This is a genomic window from Janibacter zhaoxuefangae, from assembly GCF_050271985.1.
In the GTDB taxonomy this organism is placed as follows: domain Bacteria; phylum Actinomycetota; class Actinomycetes; order Actinomycetales; family Dermatophilaceae.
Map to the genome: position 1 here is coordinate 88,749 of NZ_CP189849.1, position 18,282 is coordinate 107,030.

The window sequence follows — 18,282 nt, forward strand, 5'->3', positions numbered from 1 at the left end:
GGGGCGGCTGAAGGATCGGCCGCCCCGCCCTCTCACCCCTTGAAGGAGGTGCTCCGTGCACCAGTTCGACTCTGCCCTCACGAAATTCGAGAACGTCTTTGCCGGCGGAACGCTGGTCTTGGCGACGATCCTCGCCGCGGTCCAGGTTGCACTCCGCCCCTTCGGCGTGTTCCTGTTCTGGTCGGAGGAGGCGATCATTTACTTGATCATCTTCTCCACGTTCATCGGCGCCGCGGCAACTCTGCGCGACCGCGAGCATGTCAACGTCGACGTCGTCGCCACCTTCCTAGGCGCCCGGGGCAAGCAGGTGATGGGGCTCATCGCGGGAGTTGTCACGCTCGTCTACCTGGCCGTCATCGGGTACTTGGCGTGGATGCTCATCTTCGAGCCGTTCTCGAGCAGCACCCTCACGCCGGCTCTGCACCTGCCGCTGTGGACCATGGAGCTGGCCGTGGCGATTGGTCTGACCCTGATGTTCATCCGTGGCATCCAGTTCGTCGTCGATGTGGCACGCCACGGGATGCCTGACAACGCGGTCGAGGAGGCACTCGAGGCCGAGGCAGCCAATATTGGGCTCGACGTCGACGCCATCCGCAATGTGGGTGACGGGGGCACGCGAGGCGCGGGCGGCGTTGACCACGATCCCCGAACGTCCTTCGCCGACGAGGATGGGGCCGACGGCCATGAGCCCGGGCCCCCCACTGACACGGATCACTCGGGAGGTGCCCGATGACTGAGGCAACCATCGTTCTTGTCGTGGTGCTCTTCGGGCTGTTGGTCTCGTCGGCACCGATCGCCATCGCGCTCGGCCTGTCCGCGCTCTTCTACTTCTACTACTTCACGACAACGCCGCTGACCCAGGTGCCTGAGCGCCTCTTCAACTCGCTGAACACCTTCCCGCTCATGGCGATCCCGTTCTTCGTGCTGGCGGCCAACATCATGGCCCGTGGCGGTATCAGCGAGCGTCTGACAACGGCGGGCAACGCCTTGGTGGGGCACTATCGCGGCGGACTTGGGATGACAGCCGTCCTCTCGTGCATGTTCTTTGCGGCGATCTCGGGCTCCAGCCCAGCAACCGTCGTCGCGGTCGGTACCCTCCTCATTCCCGCGATGGTTCGTTCGGGGTATCCCAAGGAGTTCTCGACAGGGCTCATCGCGAGCTCTGGCTCACTCGGCATCCTCATCCCGCCGTCGATCCCGCTCATCGTCTACGGCATTGCCACCGAGCAGTCCATCGGCGACCTCTTCGTCGCCGGAATCCTGCCCGGGATCATGGCTGGAGCGATGTTGCTCGCGGCAGTCGTGTGGTTGTCACGCCGCAATGGTTACGGCCTCAAGGGTGGTGTTGCCATGAGCAGAGCGGCGAAGGTCAAGGCGCTGCGCGATGCCCTCCTGTCCCTCATGCTGCCGGTCATTGTCCTGGGTGGCATCTATGGCGGCATCTTTACACCCACCGAGGCGGCGGCTGTCGCTGCCGTCTACGCCCTCCTCGTGGCTGTGTTCATCTACCGCGAGTTGGACCTCGCCGGACTGATGCGGGTCATCCTCGGGTCGGCCAAGACCTCGGCCATGATCATGTTCATCATCGCCAACGGCATCCTCTTCACCTTCGTGCTCACGTCGGAGCGGATCCCGAATCAGGTCAGCGAAGCGATGATCGACATGAACCTCAACAAGTGGACGTTCCTGCTGCTCGTCAACATCATCCTGCTCATCGTTGGATGCTTCATGGAAACGTCGAGCGCGATCCTGATCCTCGCCCCGATCTTCATGCCCATCGGCGTGGCGCTCGGCGTGGACCCGATCCACCTCGGCGTGATCATGATCATGAACCTCGAGATCGGAATGGTGACGCCGCCGTTTGGTCTCAACCTGTTCGTGGCGAGCGGCCTGTCGGGGCTGTCGGTGGTCAAGGTGGCGAAGGCGGCCATGCCGACGGCTGGCGTCCTCCTGCTGGGTCTCGCTCTGGTGACCTACCTGCCCTTCATCTCGCTGGCCCTCCTGGGCAGGGGCTAGCGGCCGACAGATCCGATGCGGGGACGAGATCCCCGCGCGTGCCACCACACCATGGCGCCGGCCTGCGTCGGCCCCATGGTCCCCAATCCCTACTGACGCAAGGAGCATGGTCATGCAGCCCCTCGCGGGACTGACCGTCGTGTCCATCGAGCAAGCGGTGGCGGCACCGTTTGCGACCCGCCAACTCGCCGACCTTGGAGCCCGGGTCATCAAGATCGAGCGCCCCGGTGTAGGCGACTTCGCCCGTGGCTACGACGAAACGGTGCGCGGCATGTCGTCGCACTTCGTCTGGCTCAACAGGTCGAAGGAGTCCGTGGCACTCGACCTCAAGACCGAGCAGGGGATCGCGGCCGTGCGAGGCCTCGTCGCGCAAGCCGACGTCTTCGTCCAGAACCTCGCCCCCGGAGCTGCTGAGCGGCTCGGCCTCGGCGCAGAGCAGCTGCGCTCGCAGAGTCCCCGCCTCATCCATGTCTCGGTCTCGGGCTACGGCTGCGGCGGGGACTACGCGGCGAAGAAGGCGTACGACCTGCTCGTGCAGTGCGAGGCGGGTCTCGTCTCCATCACGGGCACCCCCGAGACCCCCTCGAAGGCGGGGATCTCCGTTGCCGACATCGCCGCAGGTATGTACGCCTTCACCGGCGTCCTCACAGCCCTCCTGCGGCGTGGTGCAACCGGCGAGGGCGCAACGGTCGAGATCTCCATGCTCGAGGCGCTCGGAGAGTGGATGGGCTTCCCCATGTACTTCGCCGAGTACGGCGGCAGCGATCCGGTGCGTAGTGGCGCGTCGCACGCAGCGATCGCGCCGTACGGACCATTTCCCTGCGCGGGCGGCGAGCAGGTCTTCCTCGGCATCCAGAATGAACGTGAGTGGGGCATCTTCTGCGACGACGTGCTCGGTGTGCCGGATCTTGCGACGGACGGCCGCTTCGTCACTAACTCCCTGCGCGTCGCCCATCGGACTGAGCTCACGTCCGAGATCGCGCGTGTCTTCGCGAATTGGGATCCGGACGAGGTCATGGATCGCCTCGAGACCGTCGGCATCGCCAACGCACGCTTGCGCGATCTGCGGGGCTTCGCGGCCCATGAGCAGCTCGTTGCCCGGGACCGCTGGCGCGAGGTTGACAGTCCAGTCGGCGCGCTCAAGGCGCTCGTCCCGCCCGCCACTCTCGACGGCGACGAACCCGTGATGAACCCCGTCCCCGCCGTCGGCGAGCACACTGCGGCAGTGCTGGCCGAGTTCGGTCTGAGTCTCCCGGAGGAACCCGCATGAGCACCGCTCTCGACCTTGCCCGTTGGGCCTGCGACCTGGAGCCCACAACGGATGATCTTGAGTTGGCGGACCGTCAATTGAGAGACACCGTCGCCGTCGCTCTCGTCGCCCGCGACGAGGACCTCCTGAGGCGCACGGCCGCACTGACCGAGCCGGCACGGTGGGCACTCGCGGCGCACCTGGTCGACTTCGACGACCTGCACCTGCCGTCGACGACGCACATCAGCACTGTCTGCGTGCCTGTCGCGCTGGCGACCGGCGGAGGCGCGCGTGCATACCTCGCTGGGGCTGGGGTTATGGCTCGGCTCGGCACGGCGCTGGGCTGGTCGCACTACTCTGCTGGCTGGCATGCGACAACTACTGCTGGCGCGCTCGCTGCCGCTGTGACGGCCGCAGTCGGGCTCGGCCTCGATGCCGAGACCACGGCCACGGCCATCGCGCTCGCGGTGCCGGCTGCCGGGGGCGTCCATGGCGCCTTCGGCACGGACGCGAAGTCGATCCAGGTGAGTTTCGCCGTCGAAGCGGGGATTCGCGCGGCTCGTCTGGCTGCCGACGGGGTCGAGGCCAATGTCGATGTCGTCGACGAGTGGCTCGTGCTCGTGGGGGCTGAGCGGGATCACGTGGACCTCAGCGGTCCGGCCGTGCCGGGCGGTCTCGCGATCAAGCTGCACCCGTGCTGCTACGCGCTCCAGCGTCCCATCGGCGCGGCCGCCGCGCTGCGGCAGCAGGTGGGTGACCTGGACGACATCACCCGGATCGTCGTCCGGACGCCGAAGGGGACCATCACCCCGCTGATCCACTCTCGACCGTCGACGGGCCTCGAGGCGAAGTTCAGCCTCGAGTACTCCGTGGTGGCGGCCTTGGTGGACGACTACTGCGGCTTCGCGACGTTCAGCGATGAGGGAGCGCAGCGCGAGCGCCTACGCGACCTCGTCCAACGTGTCGAGGTCGACGCGCATGCCGAAGGGGCTCAACAGTTGCTGGCCGGACAGGTCGACATCACCGTCGAGTCAGCGACGGGCAACCTCCGGTCCACGCTGATCGACCCTCCTGGCTCGCCAGCCAACCCGCCGACACGGGAACAGCTCGAGGACAAACTCATCGAGTGCCTGGCTGGCACCGGCATTGGCATTAGTGACATCACGTGGTCGGCCTCGACCGCACTTCTCGCCGCGCACCTCCCAACCCCAACTCAAGGAGCAGCCGCATCATGATCGACCTCATCGATGAGGAGCGTGCCATCGTCAACCTCGTACGCGAGTTTGTCGACCGGGACGTCAAGCCCGTCGTCCAAGAACTGGAGCACAGCAATACCTACCCCGATGCACTCATCAAGACCATGAAGGACATCGGCATCTACGGTCTTGCCATCGGCGAGCCGTGGGGGGTCGCGAAGGTCAGTGCAGAGTGCTACGTGCTCGTCACCGAGGAGCTGTCCCGCGGTTGGATGTCGCTGGCCGGAGCGGCTGGCGGCCACGGGGTCGTCGCCAAGCTGATCCAGGACTACGGCACTGAGGAGCAGAAGGACACTTACCTTCCGCTCATGGCCACCGGCGAGCTGCGCGCGACGATGGCCCTCACCGAACCCGGCGGCGGGTCCGATCTTCAAGCGATGCGTACGACGGCGCGGCGGGAGGGCGAACGCTACGTCATTGACGGATCGAAGATGTGGATCTCCAACGCCCGCCACTCCGACCTCATCGCGGTGCTCGTCAAGACGGATCCACAGGCGGAGCCGCGCCACAAGGGCATCTCGATCATCCTCGTCGACAAGCGCGTGGGCGCCGATGGACTCACGATTTCGCGAGACCTCCCGAAGCTCGGCTACAAGGGCGTCGAGAGTTGCGAGTTGGTTTTCGAGGGACTGAACGCCCCAGTATCGGCCCTTCTCGGTGACAACGAGGGGGAGGGCTTCGCCCAAATGATGCGCGGTCTCGAGATCGGGCGGCTCCAAGTTGCCGGGCGCGCGCTCGGTGTCGCGCGAGCCGCACTCGAGGACGCCCTGCGCTACGCCCAGGACCGCGAGAGTTTCGGCAAGCCGATCTGGAAGCACCAGAGCATCGGGAACTACCTCGCGGACATGGGGACCAAGCTCGAGGCCGCTCGTCAACTGACGTTGCACGCTGCGCGTCAGTATGACCGCGGCCGGCGCTCGGACATGGAGGCCGGGATGGCCAAACTCTTCTCATCCGAGGTGGCCATGGAGATCGCCCTCAACGCCGTTCGTATCCACGGTGGATATGGGTACTCGACGGAGTTCGACGTCGAGCGCTACTTCCGCGACGCTCCACTCATGATCGTGGGCGAGGGTACGAACGAGATCCAGAGGGACGTCATCGCGCGACAGCTCGTCAAACGCGGGAGTGTGGCGCCGTGACGGAGTCGGAGCGACTCGCTGCGGAGGGCGCCTGCGGAGCGGCGGGAACCGCCACGACCTTCCTCTTCGTCCCGGGCAGCAGACCGGATCGATTCGACAAGGCGCTCAAGGCGGGGGCAGACATCATCGTCCTCGACCTTGAGGATGCCGTGACCGAGGACGACAAGGACGAGGCCCTCGCCTCTGTCACCAGTTGGCTCTCACAGGAAGGCAACATCGGGGCTGTCCGCGTCAACGGGGCTGGCCACCACGACCGCTTTGAGGCAGACCTCGCGGCCCTCGCCGATGTGCAGGGCTTGGCCGCCATCGTCGTACCCATGGCGGCCGATGTCGCGGCCGTGGCACGCGCCCACGAAGTGACCGGCGCGCCTGTCGTCGCCCTCGTGGAGACCGCGCTCGGACTTCTGCGTGCCGCCGACATGGCCGCAGCCCCCGGCGTCGTGCGCCTCGCCTTTGGCCACCTCGACTTTGCTGCCGACATCGGTTCCGACACCGGGCCCGAAGCGATGCTGCTGGCGCGTTCGACGCTCGTCGTCGCTTCGCGGGCGGCGGGCCTGGCCGGCCCAGTCGACGGAGTCACCACCGAACTCGATGACCCCGGAGTGGCCAGCGAAGACGCTGGGCGAGCCGCCTGCCTTGGGTTCACCGGGAAGTTCTGCATCCACCCCCGACAGATCGCGGCTGTGAGTGCCGCCTTCGCTCCGAGTGCTGACGAGGTGGCCTGGGCGCGGCGCGTCCTGCATGCCGCTGAGTCTGGGGGCGCCGGCGCCGTGCGATTCGATGGCCACATGGTCGACGCACCCGTGCTGAACAGGGCCAAATCTGTCCTGGCCCGTGAAGGAGACCGCGCATGACGACACGTGATCGCGATGTGCGACTGCCAGAGTCGGTCACCCGCACAGAACTCATCACCCGTGAGCCGAGCGAGGCACTCGCGGGCCTGCTCGGTATCCCCGCGCCGACCGCCGTGCTCCCAGCGCTCTGGCACTGGGCCCACCTCCTCGATCGTCGGCCACACGCCGACCTTGGCCCCGACGGCCATCCCACCTTCGGACTACCAGCCCCTCCCGGGCCGGGCCGTATGCGGATGTACGCCGGTGGCCGCGTCACCACCTTGCGCGAGTTGCGTTTTGGTGAGGAGGCCACGCGGTTCACTTGCGTGAGCAACACGGTCGAGAAGGAGGGCTCGACCGGGCCGCTCACCTTCGTCACCCTCCGACACGAGATCAGCCAGAACGGAGTGCTGGCCGTCGTCGACGAACACGACATCGTTTACCGGGCCGAGGGCAGCCGCGTCCCCTCCGCCACTGGATCCCTCGACGACGTGCCACAGGACCCACCGCGCTCGCCGGCGCTGACTCTGCGTGTGGACGAGGCCCTGCTCTTTCGGTTCTCGGCCCTGACATACAACGCCCACCGCATCCACTACGACCACCGCTGGGTGAAGTTTGAGGGCTATGACGACCTCGTCGTCCACGGTCCGCTCCAGGCCCTCCTTATGGGCGAGCTCCACCGGCGCGAAGGCGGCGGCCTGGTCGGCCAGAAGTACACGTATCGCCTCGTCGCACCGATGATCGGTCCCCAGACGCTCACGGTGGTCGCGGGAGAAGCTGGCGTCGAGCACGGTGCCGAGGTGTTGGATGTCCACGGCCGATGCACGGCTCGCAGTAGCCTGACGCGGATGAGCAACACGACCGCTGCGGCATCGGACGGCTGACCCGTGCCGCTTGACTATGTCCAAGAGGCTGAGCGCTACGACGCGACCAGGGGTGGTCTGCCCCGCGCCCGCGCAGCAGCCGAGGCCGTTCTCCGGCTTCTGGGCCCGCTGAGCGCCGGTCAGGGCGACGGCGCAGGGTGCTCCATCCTCGACGTTGCGGGCGGGACCGGGATCGTCGGCCGCGAAATCGCGAGCTTCGGCTGTCGTGTGGGCGTGGCCGACCGCGTGCTCGAGATGCTCCGGCACGCGCAGCCCCGGGACTGCTGCACGAACGGGTGACAGGTTGGGTCACGCAGCCTGAGTGGCGGGCGTGGTCATGATGGCTTCGTATTCAACAGGGGTCAATCGTCCGAGGCCGGCCTGGCGTCGGCGTCGGTGGTAGGTCCTCTCGATCCAGGTCACGATCGCGATCCGGAGCTCCTCGCGGGTGGCCCAGGCGCGGCGGTCGAGGACGTTCTTTTGGAGCAGTGAGAAGAAGCTCTCCATGGCCGCGTTGTCCCCGGCCGCACCGACGCGGCCCATGGATCCGACCATGCCGTGCCGGTTGAGTGCGTGGACGAATTTCCTGCTTCGAAATTGCGATCCTCTGTCCGTGTGAACCACACAGCCGGCCACGTCGCCGCGCCTGGCGACCGCGTTGTTCAGCGCCGCGACCGCCAGTCGCGACTTCATCCTCGAGTCGATCGAGTAGCCCACGATCCGGTTGGAGTAGACGTCCTTCATCGCGCAGACGTAGAGCTTGCCTTCCGCGGTCCAATGCTCCGTGATGTCCGACAGCCACAACTCGTTCGCGGCATCAGCCTTGAACTCGTGCCGGACGACGCCGTGCTTGTCGACCACGGCGCACAGGTCGTCGTGGACCGGTGGACCGGGCTTCTTCGCCTTGCCGTGCTTGGGCTTGCCGAACACCGACCACCACCCCAGCTGGGAACAGATCCGCCACGCTGTCCGCTCCGCCATCGCCTCACCTGCGATAGCGGCCTCGTCGACCAGGAACCGATACCCGAACTCCGGGTCGTCCTTGTGGGCGTCGAACAGCGCGTTGGCGCGGTAGGCCTCGACCAGTTCTGCGTCGGTGACCGGCGCCTGGAGCCAGCGGTAGTAGGGCTGGCGAGCGATCTTGAGTACCCGGCACGTCACCGTGACGGGGATCCCGTCGACGGCCAGCTCGCGCGGACGAGCGGGTACATCATTTTCCCGGCAGATTGGCCTGCGACAAGTAGGCAGCCGCCCGGCGCAGCACCTCGACTTCTTGCTCGAGGAGCCGGTTGCGCCGCTTCAACTCGCGTAGCTGGGCGTTCTGGTCCTCGGTCATCCCGGGCTTGGTGCCGTCTTCGACGTCGGCGGCGCGCATCCAGGAGTTCAACGTGGTCTGGTGGATCCCGAAGTCCTTCGCGATCTGCTCCAGCGGGGTCTTCGGATCCCGGCTCCTGGCGACACGAACAACGTCGTCACGGAACTCGCGGGGGTAGGGCTTGGGCACAGCGACATCCTCTCAAGCCTGCCCGTCGGGCAAGCCAGTTCAGTTGTCACCTATTCGTGCAGCAGTCCCCCCGTCTGCCCGGGTCGGCGCTGGCCGCCGACGCTGCCCATCTCCCTTTCGCGGATGGCGCGCTGGACTGCGTCACCATGGTGTGGCTGCTGCACCTTGTGCCCGACGCCGAGCCGATGGTTGCGGAGGCTGCCCGGGTCCTGCGTCCGGCTGGGCTTCTCGTGACCACCGTCGACAAGGCCGCGGCAAACGGCGCGATGGACCGGTCAGCCACCGATGAGCGCGGGCTGGTCACCGCCTTGGCTGGAGATCATGGCCTCGACCCAGCTGGCGAGACGACGTTCGTCGGCGTGGGTCAGCGAGGAGAGCCGACTTACACCCTGATGGCCTATCGGAAGCGCACCGCATGACGAACGAGCACCAGGCCGACCCCATCGTCGAGACCAGTGGCGACCAGGTCGTCGCGCACAGCTGGAGCGCCCGGGACACCTTCGTGCCGCGCGCCATCGTGCGCCCGATGCAGCGGCTCATGGATCTCGAGGTCAGCACGGCCATTGCCGTGCTAGCCGCCGCGGTGCTGGCGCTCGTCATCGCCAACACCGGTCTCCAGCAGGACTACGAGTCCTTCTGGACGTCGGAGCTGCACCTCACGGTCGGCTCGTTCGACGTCCTTCACCTCAGCCTGCGTGACGTCGTCAACGACGGGCTCATGGCGATCTTTTTCATGGTCGTGGCCCTCGAGATCAAGCGTGAGTGGCTCTTCGGACAGCTCCGCGACCGCCGGGCCGCGGCCACGCCGATCATCGCGGCCCTCGGCGGCATGATCGTCCCGGCGGGGATCTACGCGATGGTCAACGCCGGCGGCCCGGCCTCGCACGGCTGGGGCATCCCGATGGCGACGGACATCGCCTTCGCCGTGGCCGTCCTCGCCGCCGTGCCCGGCGTCCCCGCCGGCGCGCGCCTCTTCCTGCTCACCCTCGCCATCGCCGACGACCTCGGGGCCATCGTCGTCATCGCGATCTTCTATGCCCACGGCCTGAGCTTCGCCTGGCTCGCCGCGGCCCTCGGCTTCATCGCCCTCACCGCCGTCCTGGCGCGGATGCGGGTCCGCTCGGTCGGCGCCTTCGCACTCGTCGGGCTCCTCGCCTGGTTCTGCATGCACGAGTCCGGCGTGCACGCGACGATCGCGGGCGTCGCCATGGGCTTCCTCACGCCCGCCTGGTCGCTGCTCGCGCCGCAGGACTACCCGAAGGTCGCCCGCGGCCTGCTCGGCACCATCGAGGAACGCCTCGGCGACGGTCGCCTCACCCACGACGAACACGCCCTCAACCACGGCACCTTCCGCGAACTGGCCCGGCTCTCGACGGAGACCCAGTCGCCGCTCGATCGGATGGAGCACTACCTCTCCACGTGGTCCGCCTTCGTCATCGTGCCGATCTTCGCCTTCGCCAACGCGGGCGTCGTCATCCCGCGCACGCCCGTCGGCGACTGGCTGACCGACCCCGTGGTCGTCGGCGTCGGCCTCGGCCTCGTCCTCGGCAAGGCCATTGGTGTCTACGCGGCCGCCGCGCTCGCGACCCGCCTCGGCCTCGGCACCCTCCCCGAGGGCATGACCCGGATGCACCTGCTCGGCGTGGCCGTCTGTGCGGGCGTCGGGTTCACCGTCGCGATGTTCGTGGCCAACCTCGCCTTCCCGCAGGAGCCGCACTTCGCCGAGTCGGCCAAGCTCGGGATCATCATCGGCAGCGTCGTGGCCGGCATTCTGGGGTACCTGCTGCTGCGGTTCGGGTCGGGCCGGCCGGCCCCGGCGGCCCCGGCGGCACCGACTCCCGAGCCCGCGGTCTGAGCCCTTCCGACGCCTCCGGCGTGAGCCCTCCGACGCCTGCGGCGTGAGCCCTCCGACGCCTGCGGCGTGCGGTTCCCACGCCTGGGGCGTGTGCCCGGAAGGCGACAGAACGGCATCATTCGGGCCGTGTTCATTGACCCGTACCGCGGTCCTGTCATGATGCACCCATGGGGAGACACGGGAACAAGGGCTCGAGCCGAGTGCCGCTGATGGCCGCCGCGGCGATCATCGCGCTCGGCGGCGCGTCGGCCGTCGGCTGGGCGGCCCTGAACACGGGTGACGACGACACCGCGCAGACCAGCAGCTCGTCGACGACGTCCACGACCCCGACCTCCGAGGCAGCTGCGCCTTCCCCGTCCGAGGACGCCGAGACCACGACTGCGGACACCACCGAGGACACCACCGAGGACACCACCGAGGACACGGCGGCGGCCGAGGCGAAGGCGGCGCTCGAGTCCTGCCGCACGACGGTCAAGGCCTACGACGCCTATGCCAGGGCCGTCGACGGCTCCGCTGGCTCATGGGCCATGCACACTCAGGCGCAGGTCAAGCTCGACGAGGGTGAGTACACCGTCGCGCAGACGAAGGCGGACTGGGCCACGTCGAAGAAGAACATCAACCGCGACCTCAAGGCCTTCGCTGCCGCCACCAAGGCCAAGAAGGCCGCGGCCGGTGGCTGTGACGCCGCGAAGGACGCCGGCGGGACCGACTCGGCGGGTGCCGCGACGGCCTGCCTCGACCGGTTGGCCGCTTTGGAGGACGTCGCCGCGAAGGGCAAGCGGGTGCACGAGCAGTGGGCCACGCACATCGACATGATGGCGCACAAGGAGCACTCCAGTGGCGCTGCCTATCACCGCCGGTGGTTGAACATGGTCAAGGTGGCAACGCCCGCTCTGGCGGACTACGCGAAGGCCGACAAGGCCCTGACGTCCGCGCCCAGCTGCGCCTGATCGGCACCGTCGCCCGACCCGCGTGACGTCAGTGCCTCAGGGCAGCAACTCCCAGTGGAGCGCGTCCTGGTAGGTCCCGTCGGGCAAGAGGTCGACGGCGTGCTCGCGCCCGAAGACGACGAAGCCGACGGACCGCAGGACCCCGTTGCTCGCCTCGTTGTCCGCGGCGGTCTCGGCGATGAATCGCCGCAGGCCCAGGCCCCCTTCGCTCGTCGGGCGCCGTCCGTGGGCGATGACCAGGCGGGCAGCCGCCTTCGCCACCCCGCGCCCACGCGCACGAGGCACGAGTTGGTAGCCGAGCTCCGCCCAGTCGGTCAGCGGGCTGTTGCGCTGGAAGAGTCCGATGTGACCGAGTGCCACGTCGGTCCTCGCGTCCGCGATGCACCACGTGACGCCGGAGCGTGCCGCCATGTAGCCGCGCGACCGCTCGAGCCACGCCGGGAACATCTCCGGCCCGAGCACCGAGGCCGACGGCATCCAGTGGCCCGGGTCGGTGCGCGGCTCGTCGAGCGAGGCGACGTCCTCCTCACGCCACGGCCGCAGCCGGATCTCTTCCGCCTCGAGGATCACAGGCTCGAGTGGTGGGAGGGAATCCTCGGGGAGTTCGGCGCCGGTCGTCATGGGGGCATCACAGCACGCCGCACCGACGGCGCCAAGCGAGTTCCTGCCTCGTCGGGGCGCTCGCGCCGCCCGTACGATGGCAGCCGTGCGCTTCCTCAACGACCTGCAGCCCCAGTTCGACCTGACCTACGACGACATCTTCATGGTGCCGAGCCGGTCGGACGTGACGAGCCGCCTCGACGTCGACCTCTCGAGCGTCGACGGCACCGGCACGACGATCCCGCTCGTCGTCGCCAACATGACGGCGATCGCGGGCCGCCGGATGGCCGAGACGGTCGCGCGGCGGGGTGGGATCACCGTCATCCCGCAGGACATCCCCGTCGAGGTCGTCGCCGACGTCGTCCGCTGGGTCAAGGAGCGGCACACCGTCCACGACACCCCGATCACGCTCGACCCGGCGACGACGGCTGGTGAGGCGCTCGTCCTGATCAACAAGCGCGCGCACGGCGTCGCCATCGTCGTGGAGGGCGCGCGCCCGATCGGCGTCGTCAGCGAGAAGGACCTCACTGGCGTCGACCGGTTCACCCAGGTGCGCGACATCATGCGGAGCAAGGTCGTCACCATCCCGGACGGACTCGGCCCTCAGGAGGCCTTCGCCCACCTCGTCGACAACCGCCGGAAGGTCGCCCCCGTCGTCGACGACGCCGGTGACCTCGTCGGCGTCCTCACCCGCGGCGGTGCGCTGCGCGCGGGGATCTATCGGCCGGCGCTCGACGCCCAGGGCCGTCTGCGCATCGCGGCGGCCGTGGGGATCAACGGGGACGTCTCCGGCAAGGCCGAGCAGTTGCTCGCCACGGGCATCGACAGCCTCGTCATCGACACCGCCCACGGCCACCAGGGCAAGATGATCGACGCCGTCCGGGCGGTGCGCGCGCTCGACCCGCAGGTGCCGATCGTCGCCGGCAACGTCGTCTCCGCCGCCGGCACGCGCGACCTCATCGAGGCCGGCGCCGACATCGTCAAGGTGGGCGTCGGTCCCGGCGCCATGTGCACGACGCGGATGATGACGGCCGTCGGGCGCCCGCAGTTCTCGGCCGTCCTCGAGTGCGCGGCCGCCGCCCGCGAGCTGGGCAAGCACGTGTGGGCCGACGGCGGGGTGCGCCATCCCCGCGACGTCGCCCTCGCCCTCGCCGCCGGAGCCTCGAACGTCATGATCGGCTCGTGGTTCGCCGGGACCCTCGAGTCCCCCGGCGACCTCTACACCGACAGCGATGGCCGTGCCTACAAGGAGTCCTTCGGGATGGCCTCGGCGCGGGCCGTGGCCAACCGCACCGCCGCGGACACCGACTACGACCAGGCGCGCAAGGGCCTCTTCGAGGAGGGCATCAGCTCGGCGCGGATGTACATCGACCGCGACCGCCCGTCCGTCGAGGACGTCATCGACCAGATCGTCGCCGGCGTCCGAAGCAGTTGCACCTACGCGGGTGCGCGCACGCTCGAGGAGTTCCACGAGCGGGCCGTGGTCGGCCTTCAGTCCACCGCCGGATTCGCCGAAGGTCGCCCGCTGCACACCTCGTGGTGACGCACGGCGAGGCACCCTCGCCGTGTGACGTCGCCGGGTTCACCGGCGGCGGCGCGGCGTAGCCTCGAGAGATGGATCCGGTCGCGATCGTCCGCACTGCCGCCCGCCTTCCGCCTGTGCTGGGCGTCGCCGCGCTCGCGGCCCAACGCGTCCTGACGCGCTCGTCCCGACCCCAGGCCTCGACGAACGCCGCCGGCGCCGCGCTGGCGGCGGCCGGCCTGACGGTGAACATCCTCGGGCAACGCGAGATGAAGCGCGCCGACACCTCGATGAACCCCATCGACCCCACGAAGGCCCGCACGCTAGTCTCCGGCGGGGTCTACCAGGTCACTCGCAACCCCATGTACGTCGGGATCGTGCTGGTCCTCGTCGGGCACGCCCTGCGCCGCCGCGACCCGAAGGCCCTCCTCCCGATCCTGCCGCTGCTCGCCGTCCTCGACGGGGTGCAGATTCCCTTGGAGGAGGAGGCGCTCCGGGCGACGTTCGGCGGTGAGTACGGCGACTACTCGGCGGGCGTGCGGCGCTGGTTGTGAGGCCCCGCTGGTTGTGAGGCCCCGCTGGTCGTGAGGGCCGGCTGGTTGTGAGGCCTCGGGGATGCGTCAGTGCCGACGGTGCGTCGTCCGCGCGGTGGCGGGCGCCGTCCACGGGTCCTCGGGCCACGGGTGGCGCGGGTAGCGCCCCCGCATCTCGGCGCGCACCTGCGCGTACGGACCCGACCAGAAGGACGCGAGATCCGAGGTGACCGCGAGCGGCCTTCGGGCGGGCGACAACAGGTGGAAGAGGACCGGCACCCGGCCCTCGACGAGCCGCGGTGAGTCGGCCAGGCCGAAGCACTCCTGCAGCTTGACCGCGACAACCGGGGCCTCGGCGGGGGTGTCGTGCGGCGGCCACGTGATCGTGGGCCGGGACCCACTGGGGACGGTCAGTCGCTCGGGCGCCAGCTCGTCGAGGCGGCTCGCGGCGGGCCACGGCAACAGCCGGCGAAGGGGGTCGGTCAGGTCGATCCGCTCCAGCGGCGTCCCGGTGGCCATCCGCCGCAGCTCCGGGCCGAGCCACTCCTCGAGCGCGCCCGCGAGCGCGGCGTCGGACACCTCCGGCCACGGCTCGCCGAGGTGGTGGTGCAGCGCGGCCATCCGACGGCGCAGGGCATCCGCGGACGGGGACCACGTGAGGACGTCGAGCCCGCGGGAGGCCAGGGCCGCACCGACGGCGCGGGCGCCGGCCTCCGCGTCGGGGCGGACGGGCGTGGAGGACAGTTCGATCGCGCCGATGGCCTCGACCTCGCGGGCCGTGACCCGGCCACCGACGAGGTCGGCCCGGACCTCCTTCACTCGCAGGGTCGCTCCGGCCCGTTCGGCGTCGGCGCGGTCCAGGCCGGCGGCCAGGCGGATGACGGCGCCCGTTCCGGCCGCGACGCGACCCCCGGCACGCGCCACGTCGGCGATGGCGATCCACTCGTGGTGCCGCAGCGGACTCCCCGGCGGCAACGCCGCCCGCGTCCCGGAGGCGAAGAGATAGGTGTCGCCCATGACCCGGCGGGCGATCCGGCCCGGGTGTGCCAACGCGGTCACGAGGCCGGCGGCGTCGCGACCTTCGCGCACACCCTGTGGAGCGAGCCGCGCGAGCCGGTCGGTCTCCGAGCGCCATCGGGCGGCGCCGGCGCCGCGGCCGGAGCGAAGGTCGGCCAGCAGCCGGGCGAGGTCACCGTCCTCGGCGCGGTGGTCGTCGGCGAGCGCGGCGACGACCTCGGCTGCGGTCCTCGGCCCGACCAGAGCGGCGCCGGTGAGCAGGGCGCGCGCCTGACGCGGGTCGGCCGGGATCGCGGCGGCGGCCATCCCGTCCTCGGTGATCCGGCCGGTGGCGTCGACGAGACCCAGCCCGCGCAGCGCCTCCTCGGCCGCGGTCATCGCCGGCGCCGGTGGCGGGGTCAGCAGGGGCATCCCGTCGCCGCGGGGCGAACCCCAGGCCGCGAGGGTCAGGGCCGCCCCGGTGAGATCGGCCGTGGTGATCTGCGGCGTCACGTGCGCGGGCGCACGCGTCCAGGCCGCCTCGTCGATGAGCCGCACCGCGGTGCCGGGGCCGAGTCGGGCCGCGCGTCCAGCGCGCTGGGTCATCGACGCACGGGAGGCCTGGACGGTGACGAGGCCCGACATGTCGCGGGCGGTGTCGCGGCGCGGTTCGCGGGAGAGGCCGGCGTCGACGACGAGGCGCACACCCGGGACGGTGAGGGACGACTCGGCGAGGTCGGTCGAGACGATGACGCGGCGCCGCGAGCCGCCCGGACCCGTGGCCCGGTCCTGTTCGCGGGGGCCCAGCCGGCCGTGCAGGGGGAGGACCTCGGCGTCGGCGACGAGGTCGCCCACCCGCGCGACGACCTGATCGACGTCCCGGGCGCCGGGGAGGAAGACGAGCGTGTCGCCTTCGCCGCGTCCGTGGTGGTGAGCCGTCGTCACGGCGACGTGCTCGAGGAACTCGCGCGTCACCCCGCGCTCGTCGGTGCGCGGCAAGGGTGCCGGTGCCCAGACGATGTCGAGGGGGTGGAGGGCGCTCGGGCTGTCGACAAGCGGCGCCGGGCCTCCTTCGTCGGCGAGGACCGAGGCGACGGCGGGCGCGTCGAGCGTCGCGGACATGGCGACGAGGGCCAGCGGCCGCAGCTGGCGAACCTCGGCGACCATGGCCAGGAGCAGGTCGGTGTCGAGCGCCCGCTCGTGGACCTCGTCGAGGACGATCGCGCCGACGCCGGGCACGTCCGGGTCGGCCAGCAGACGCCGGAGGAGGACTCCCGGCGTGACGAACTCGATCCGCGTGCGCGGACCCACGTGGCGCTCGCCGCGCACGGTGTAGCCGACGAGGTCGCCGATCGCGCTGCCGGTGAGGTGCGCGAGGCGGTGCGCGGCGGACCGCACCGCGACCCGCCGCGGGCCGGTGACGACGACGCGGCCGCTGACGGTCTCGGCGAGCAGGGGCGGGGCGAGGGTCGTCTTGCCGCTGCCGGGAGGGGCCTGGACGACGGCCAGGCCGCGACCGTCGACGGCGGCCCTGAGCTCGGTCAGCGCGGCAGCGAAGGGGAGCCCGTCACCGATCCGGGCGAGGTCGAAGGTCGCTCCGCTCGCGCCGCCGGGCTCGGTCCGGCGCGGCGTCGAGGAGGTCACCGGGTCATTGTGCGGCACGGGGGTGGTGGGGCAGGGGACCATGGCGCAGGGGACCATGGCGCAGGGAGGGCAGGTTCGACGGCGAAGGGGGGCGGGGGAGGATGGCAGGCATGATCTCGGGACTGCTCTGGTTGCTCGGTTGCCAGCTGGCGGGGGAGGCGCTCGCGGTCGGCTTGGATCTGCCGGTGCCCGGTCCGGTCGTGGGGATGGTCATCCTCTTCGTCATCCTCACCGTGCGACGCCCGCCGGAGTCGGCTCCGGTGCTGCGCGCGGGCAGCGCGTTGCTACGGCACCTGCAACTCCTCTTCATCCCGGCGGGCACCGGCATCATCACCCAGTTCGACGTCGTGCGGGACCACTGGGCGCCGCTGCTCGGTGGACTCGTCGGGTCGTGGGTCCTCGGGCTGGCCAGCGTGGGGCTCGTCGTCGTGGGGCTCGTGCGGTTGCAGGAGATGCTGCGGGGCGACAAGGGGGTGCGCGCATGACCGACGTGCTCGAGCACCTTCGTCAGAGCCCGCTGCTCGGTCTCGTCCTCACCCTCGCGGCCTACCGGATCGGCGTGGCGGTGCGCGACCGGACCGGTGGTCACCCGCTGGCCCAGCCGGTGCTCGTCGCCATCGTCGTGCTCGCACTCGCCCTGTGGGGACTGGGCCTCGACTACGAGGTCTACATGGTCGGCGGGTCCCTCATCCACCTCGTCCTCGGCCCCGCGACGGTGGCCCTGGCGATCCCGCTCCACCGTCAGGCGCATCACCTGCGCGAACTCGCACTGCCGATGCTCGTCGCCATCCCCGTCGGCGCGCTCGTGTCGATCGGCGCGGGGATCCTCATCGTGCGCGGCCTCGGCGGCGGCGACCTTCTCGAGCGGACCATCGCCGCGAAGTCGGCCACGACCCCGGTCGCCATCGCCATCACGAACCAGATCGGTGGCGTCGGGTCGCTCGTCGCCGTGCTGACGATCCTCGTCGGCATCCTCGGCGCCGTGGCCGGACCGAGCCTGCTCACGCTGTTGCGGATCCGCGACCGACGGGCCCGCGGCCTCGCCGTCGGTGCCGTCTCCCACGGCATCGGCACATCGCGGTCCATGGCCGACGACCCGACAGAAGGGGCGTTCGCGGGCCTGGCCATGGGGCTGACCGCGCTCGTCACGAGCCTGCTCGTGCCGCTCGTCGTGCACCTGCTCTGAATTCCCGGAGGGCTCGCCCTCTGAACACTCCGAGGGTGCCGGAGGCCGCCTTTCCCTGGTTGGTCTAGTCACATCTGATGGTTCGGAGTGGTCCGAGATGGTCACGACTGTCGGAGCGAGGGAGTATCTTCGT

At 69.8% G+C, this 18,282-nt stretch carries 17 protein-coding genes and 1 pseudogene; 15 read left to right on the top strand and 3 right to left on the bottom strand.

Features of this window, described 5'->3' with window-relative positions; all coding sequences use genetic code 11:
* Window positions 1-55 precede the first annotated feature (55 nt).
* The 8 genes from ACQBAS_RS00430 (at window position 56) to ACQBAS_RS00465 (ending at window position 7,659) form a co-directional block, all read left to right on the top strand.
* A complete protein-coding gene (locus ACQBAS_RS00430) occupies window positions 56-733 on the top strand; it encodes a TRAP transporter small permease (RefSeq protein ID WP_427384343.1) in 678 nt (225 codons plus the stop codon).
* Window positions 730-2,016, top strand: coding sequence for a TRAP transporter large permease (locus tag ACQBAS_RS00435; RefSeq protein ID WP_427384344.1), 1,287 nt, complete (start codon window positions 730-732; stop codon window positions 2,014-2,016). Before ACQBAS_RS00430 ends, ACQBAS_RS00435 begins: the two co-directional genes overlap by 4 nt.
* Before the next feature lie 112 nt (window positions 2,017-2,128).
* Window positions 2,129-3,286: a CaiB/BaiF CoA transferase family protein gene (locus ACQBAS_RS00440; protein ID WP_427384345.1), complete on the top strand. Its 1,158-nt coding sequence runs from the start codon at window positions 2,129-2,131 to the stop codon at window positions 3,284-3,286.
* Entirely contained in the window at window positions 3,283-4,500 is a 1,218-nt protein-coding gene (locus ACQBAS_RS00445; protein ID WP_427384346.1) for an MmgE/PrpD family protein, read from the top strand. Before ACQBAS_RS00440 ends, ACQBAS_RS00445 begins: the two co-directional genes overlap by 4 nt.
* Entirely contained in the window at window positions 4,497-5,663 is a 1,167-nt protein-coding gene (locus ACQBAS_RS00450; protein WP_427384348.1) for an acyl-CoA dehydrogenase family protein, read from the top strand. The genes ACQBAS_RS00445 and ACQBAS_RS00450 overlap by 4 nt, the downstream gene beginning before the upstream one ends.
* Window positions 5,660-6,517: an HpcH/HpaI aldolase/citrate lyase family protein gene (locus tag ACQBAS_RS00455; RefSeq protein ID WP_427384349.1), complete on the top strand. Its 858-nt coding sequence runs from the start codon at window positions 5,660-5,662 to the stop codon at window positions 6,515-6,517. Before ACQBAS_RS00450 ends, ACQBAS_RS00455 begins: the two co-directional genes overlap by 4 nt.
* 305 nt (window positions 6,518-6,822) lie before the next feature.
* Complete coding sequence (locus tag ACQBAS_RS00460; protein WP_427384350.1) at window positions 6,823-7,380, top strand: hypothetical protein; 558 nt, start codon at window positions 6,823-6,825, stop codon at window positions 7,378-7,380.
* A gap of 3 nt (window positions 7,381-7,383) precedes the next feature.
* Window positions 7,384-7,659: a hypothetical protein gene (locus ACQBAS_RS00465; RefSeq protein ID WP_427384351.1), complete on the top strand. Its 276-nt coding sequence runs from the start codon at window positions 7,384-7,386 to the stop codon at window positions 7,657-7,659.
* A 9-nt stretch (window positions 7,660-7,668) separates the two neighbouring features.
* Here the strand turns inward: ACQBAS_RS00465 and ACQBAS_RS00470 are convergent.
* Window positions 7,669-8,863: pseudogene (locus ACQBAS_RS00470) on the bottom strand (IS3 family transposase).
* A 56-nt stretch (window positions 8,864-8,919) separates the two neighbouring features.
* Here ACQBAS_RS00470 and ACQBAS_RS00475 point away from each other — a divergent pair.
* The 3 genes from ACQBAS_RS00475 (at window position 8,920) to ACQBAS_RS00485 (ending at window position 11,668) form a co-directional block, all read left to right on the top strand.
* Window positions 8,920-9,282: a class I SAM-dependent methyltransferase gene (locus ACQBAS_RS00475; protein WP_427384352.1), complete on the top strand. Its 363-nt coding sequence runs from the start codon at window positions 8,920-8,922 to the stop codon at window positions 9,280-9,282.
* Complete coding sequence (nhaA, locus tag ACQBAS_RS00480) at window positions 9,279-10,718, top strand: Na+/H+ antiporter NhaA (protein ID WP_427384353.1); 1,440 nt, start codon at window positions 9,279-9,281, stop codon at window positions 10,716-10,718. Before ACQBAS_RS00475 ends, nhaA begins: the two co-directional genes overlap by 4 nt.
* Before the next feature lie 167 nt (window positions 10,719-10,885).
* The gene (locus ACQBAS_RS00485) at window positions 10,886-11,668 is read left to right on the top strand and encodes a hypothetical protein (RefSeq protein WP_427384354.1); all 783 of its coding nucleotides are present in this window, start codon (window positions 10,886-10,888) and stop codon (window positions 11,666-11,668) included.
* Window positions 11,669-11,704: 36 nt separating this feature from the next.
* Here ACQBAS_RS00485 and ACQBAS_RS00490 read toward each other — a convergent pair whose 3' ends face one another.
* On the bottom strand, window positions 11,705-12,289 hold the full coding sequence (locus tag ACQBAS_RS00490; RefSeq protein ID WP_427384355.1) for a GNAT family N-acetyltransferase: 585 nt from the start codon (window positions 12,287-12,289) through the stop codon (window positions 11,705-11,707).
* An 85-nt stretch (window positions 12,290-12,374) separates the two neighbouring features.
* Here ACQBAS_RS00490 and ACQBAS_RS00495 point away from each other — a divergent pair, with 85 nt between their 5' ends.
* Window positions 12,375-13,811, top strand: coding sequence for a GuaB1 family IMP dehydrogenase-related protein (locus tag ACQBAS_RS00495; protein WP_427384356.1), 1,437 nt, complete (start codon window positions 12,375-12,377; stop codon window positions 13,809-13,811).
* Between the two features lie 71 nt (window positions 13,812-13,882).
* Entirely contained in the window at window positions 13,883-14,344 is a 462-nt protein-coding gene (locus ACQBAS_RS00500) for a methyltransferase family protein (RefSeq protein ID WP_427384357.1), read from the top strand.
* Between the two features lie 66 nt (window positions 14,345-14,410).
* Here the strand turns inward: ACQBAS_RS00500 and hrpB are convergent, their stop codons facing one another.
* A complete protein-coding gene (gene hrpB, locus ACQBAS_RS00505; protein ID WP_427384358.1) occupies window positions 14,411-17,005 on the bottom strand; it encodes an ATP-dependent helicase HrpB in 2,595 nt (864 codons plus the stop codon).
* Window positions 17,006-17,073: 68 nt separating this feature from the next.
* On the opposite strand from hrpB, the gene ACQBAS_RS00510 reads away from it, so the two are divergent.
* Window positions 17,074-17,448, top strand: a complete 375-nt coding sequence (locus ACQBAS_RS00510; protein ID WP_427384359.1) for a CidA/LrgA family protein — start codon at window positions 17,074-17,076, stop codon at window positions 17,446-17,448.
* Complete coding sequence (locus tag ACQBAS_RS00515) at window positions 17,445-18,149, top strand: LrgB family protein (protein WP_427384360.1); 705 nt, start codon at window positions 17,445-17,447, stop codon at window positions 18,147-18,149. Before ACQBAS_RS00510 ends, ACQBAS_RS00515 begins: the two co-directional genes overlap by 4 nt.
* Window positions 18,150-18,282: the final 133 nt, after the last annotated feature.

What these genes read in the sequence shown, in the direction of transcription:
- ACQBAS_RS00510 (WP_427384359.1), top strand. Translation starts at nt 17,074, where the DNA reads ATGATCTCGGGACTGCTCTGGTTGCTCGGTTGCCAGCTGGCGGGGGAG.
- ACQBAS_RS00445 (WP_427384346.1), top strand. Translation starts at nt 3,283, where the DNA reads ATGAGCACCGCTCTCGACCTTGCCCGTTGGGCCTGCGACCTGGAGCCC.
- ACQBAS_RS00515 (WP_427384360.1), top strand. Translation starts at nt 17,445, where the DNA reads ATGACCGACGTGCTCGAGCACCTTCGTCAGAGCCCGCTGCTCGGTCTC.
- ACQBAS_RS00440 (WP_427384345.1), top strand. Translation starts at nt 2,129, where the DNA reads ATGCAGCCCCTCGCGGGACTGACCGTCGTGTCCATCGAGCAAGCGGTG.
- ACQBAS_RS00450 (WP_427384348.1), top strand. Translation starts at nt 4,497, where the DNA reads ATGATCGACCTCATCGATGAGGAGCGTGCCATCGTCAACCTCGTACGC.
- ACQBAS_RS00485 (WP_427384354.1), top strand. Translation starts at nt 10,886, where the DNA reads ATGGGGAGACACGGGAACAAGGGCTCGAGCCGAGTGCCGCTGATGGCC.
- hrpB (WP_427384358.1), bottom strand. Translation starts at nt 17,005, where the DNA reads ATGGTCCCCTGCCCCACCACCCCCGTGCCGCACAATGACCCGGTGACC.
- ACQBAS_RS00435 (WP_427384344.1), top strand. Translation starts at nt 730, where the DNA reads ATGACTGAGGCAACCATCGTTCTTGTCGTGGTGCTCTTCGGGCTGTTG.
- ACQBAS_RS00490 (WP_427384355.1), bottom strand. Translation starts at nt 12,289, where the DNA reads ATGACGACCGGCGCCGAACTCCCCGAGGATTCCCTCCCACCACTCGAG.
- ACQBAS_RS00500 (WP_427384357.1), top strand. Translation starts at nt 13,883, where the DNA reads ATGGATCCGGTCGCGATCGTCCGCACTGCCGCCCGCCTTCCGCCTGTG.
- nhaA (WP_427384353.1), top strand. Translation starts at nt 9,279, where the DNA reads ATGACGAACGAGCACCAGGCCGACCCCATCGTCGAGACCAGTGGCGAC.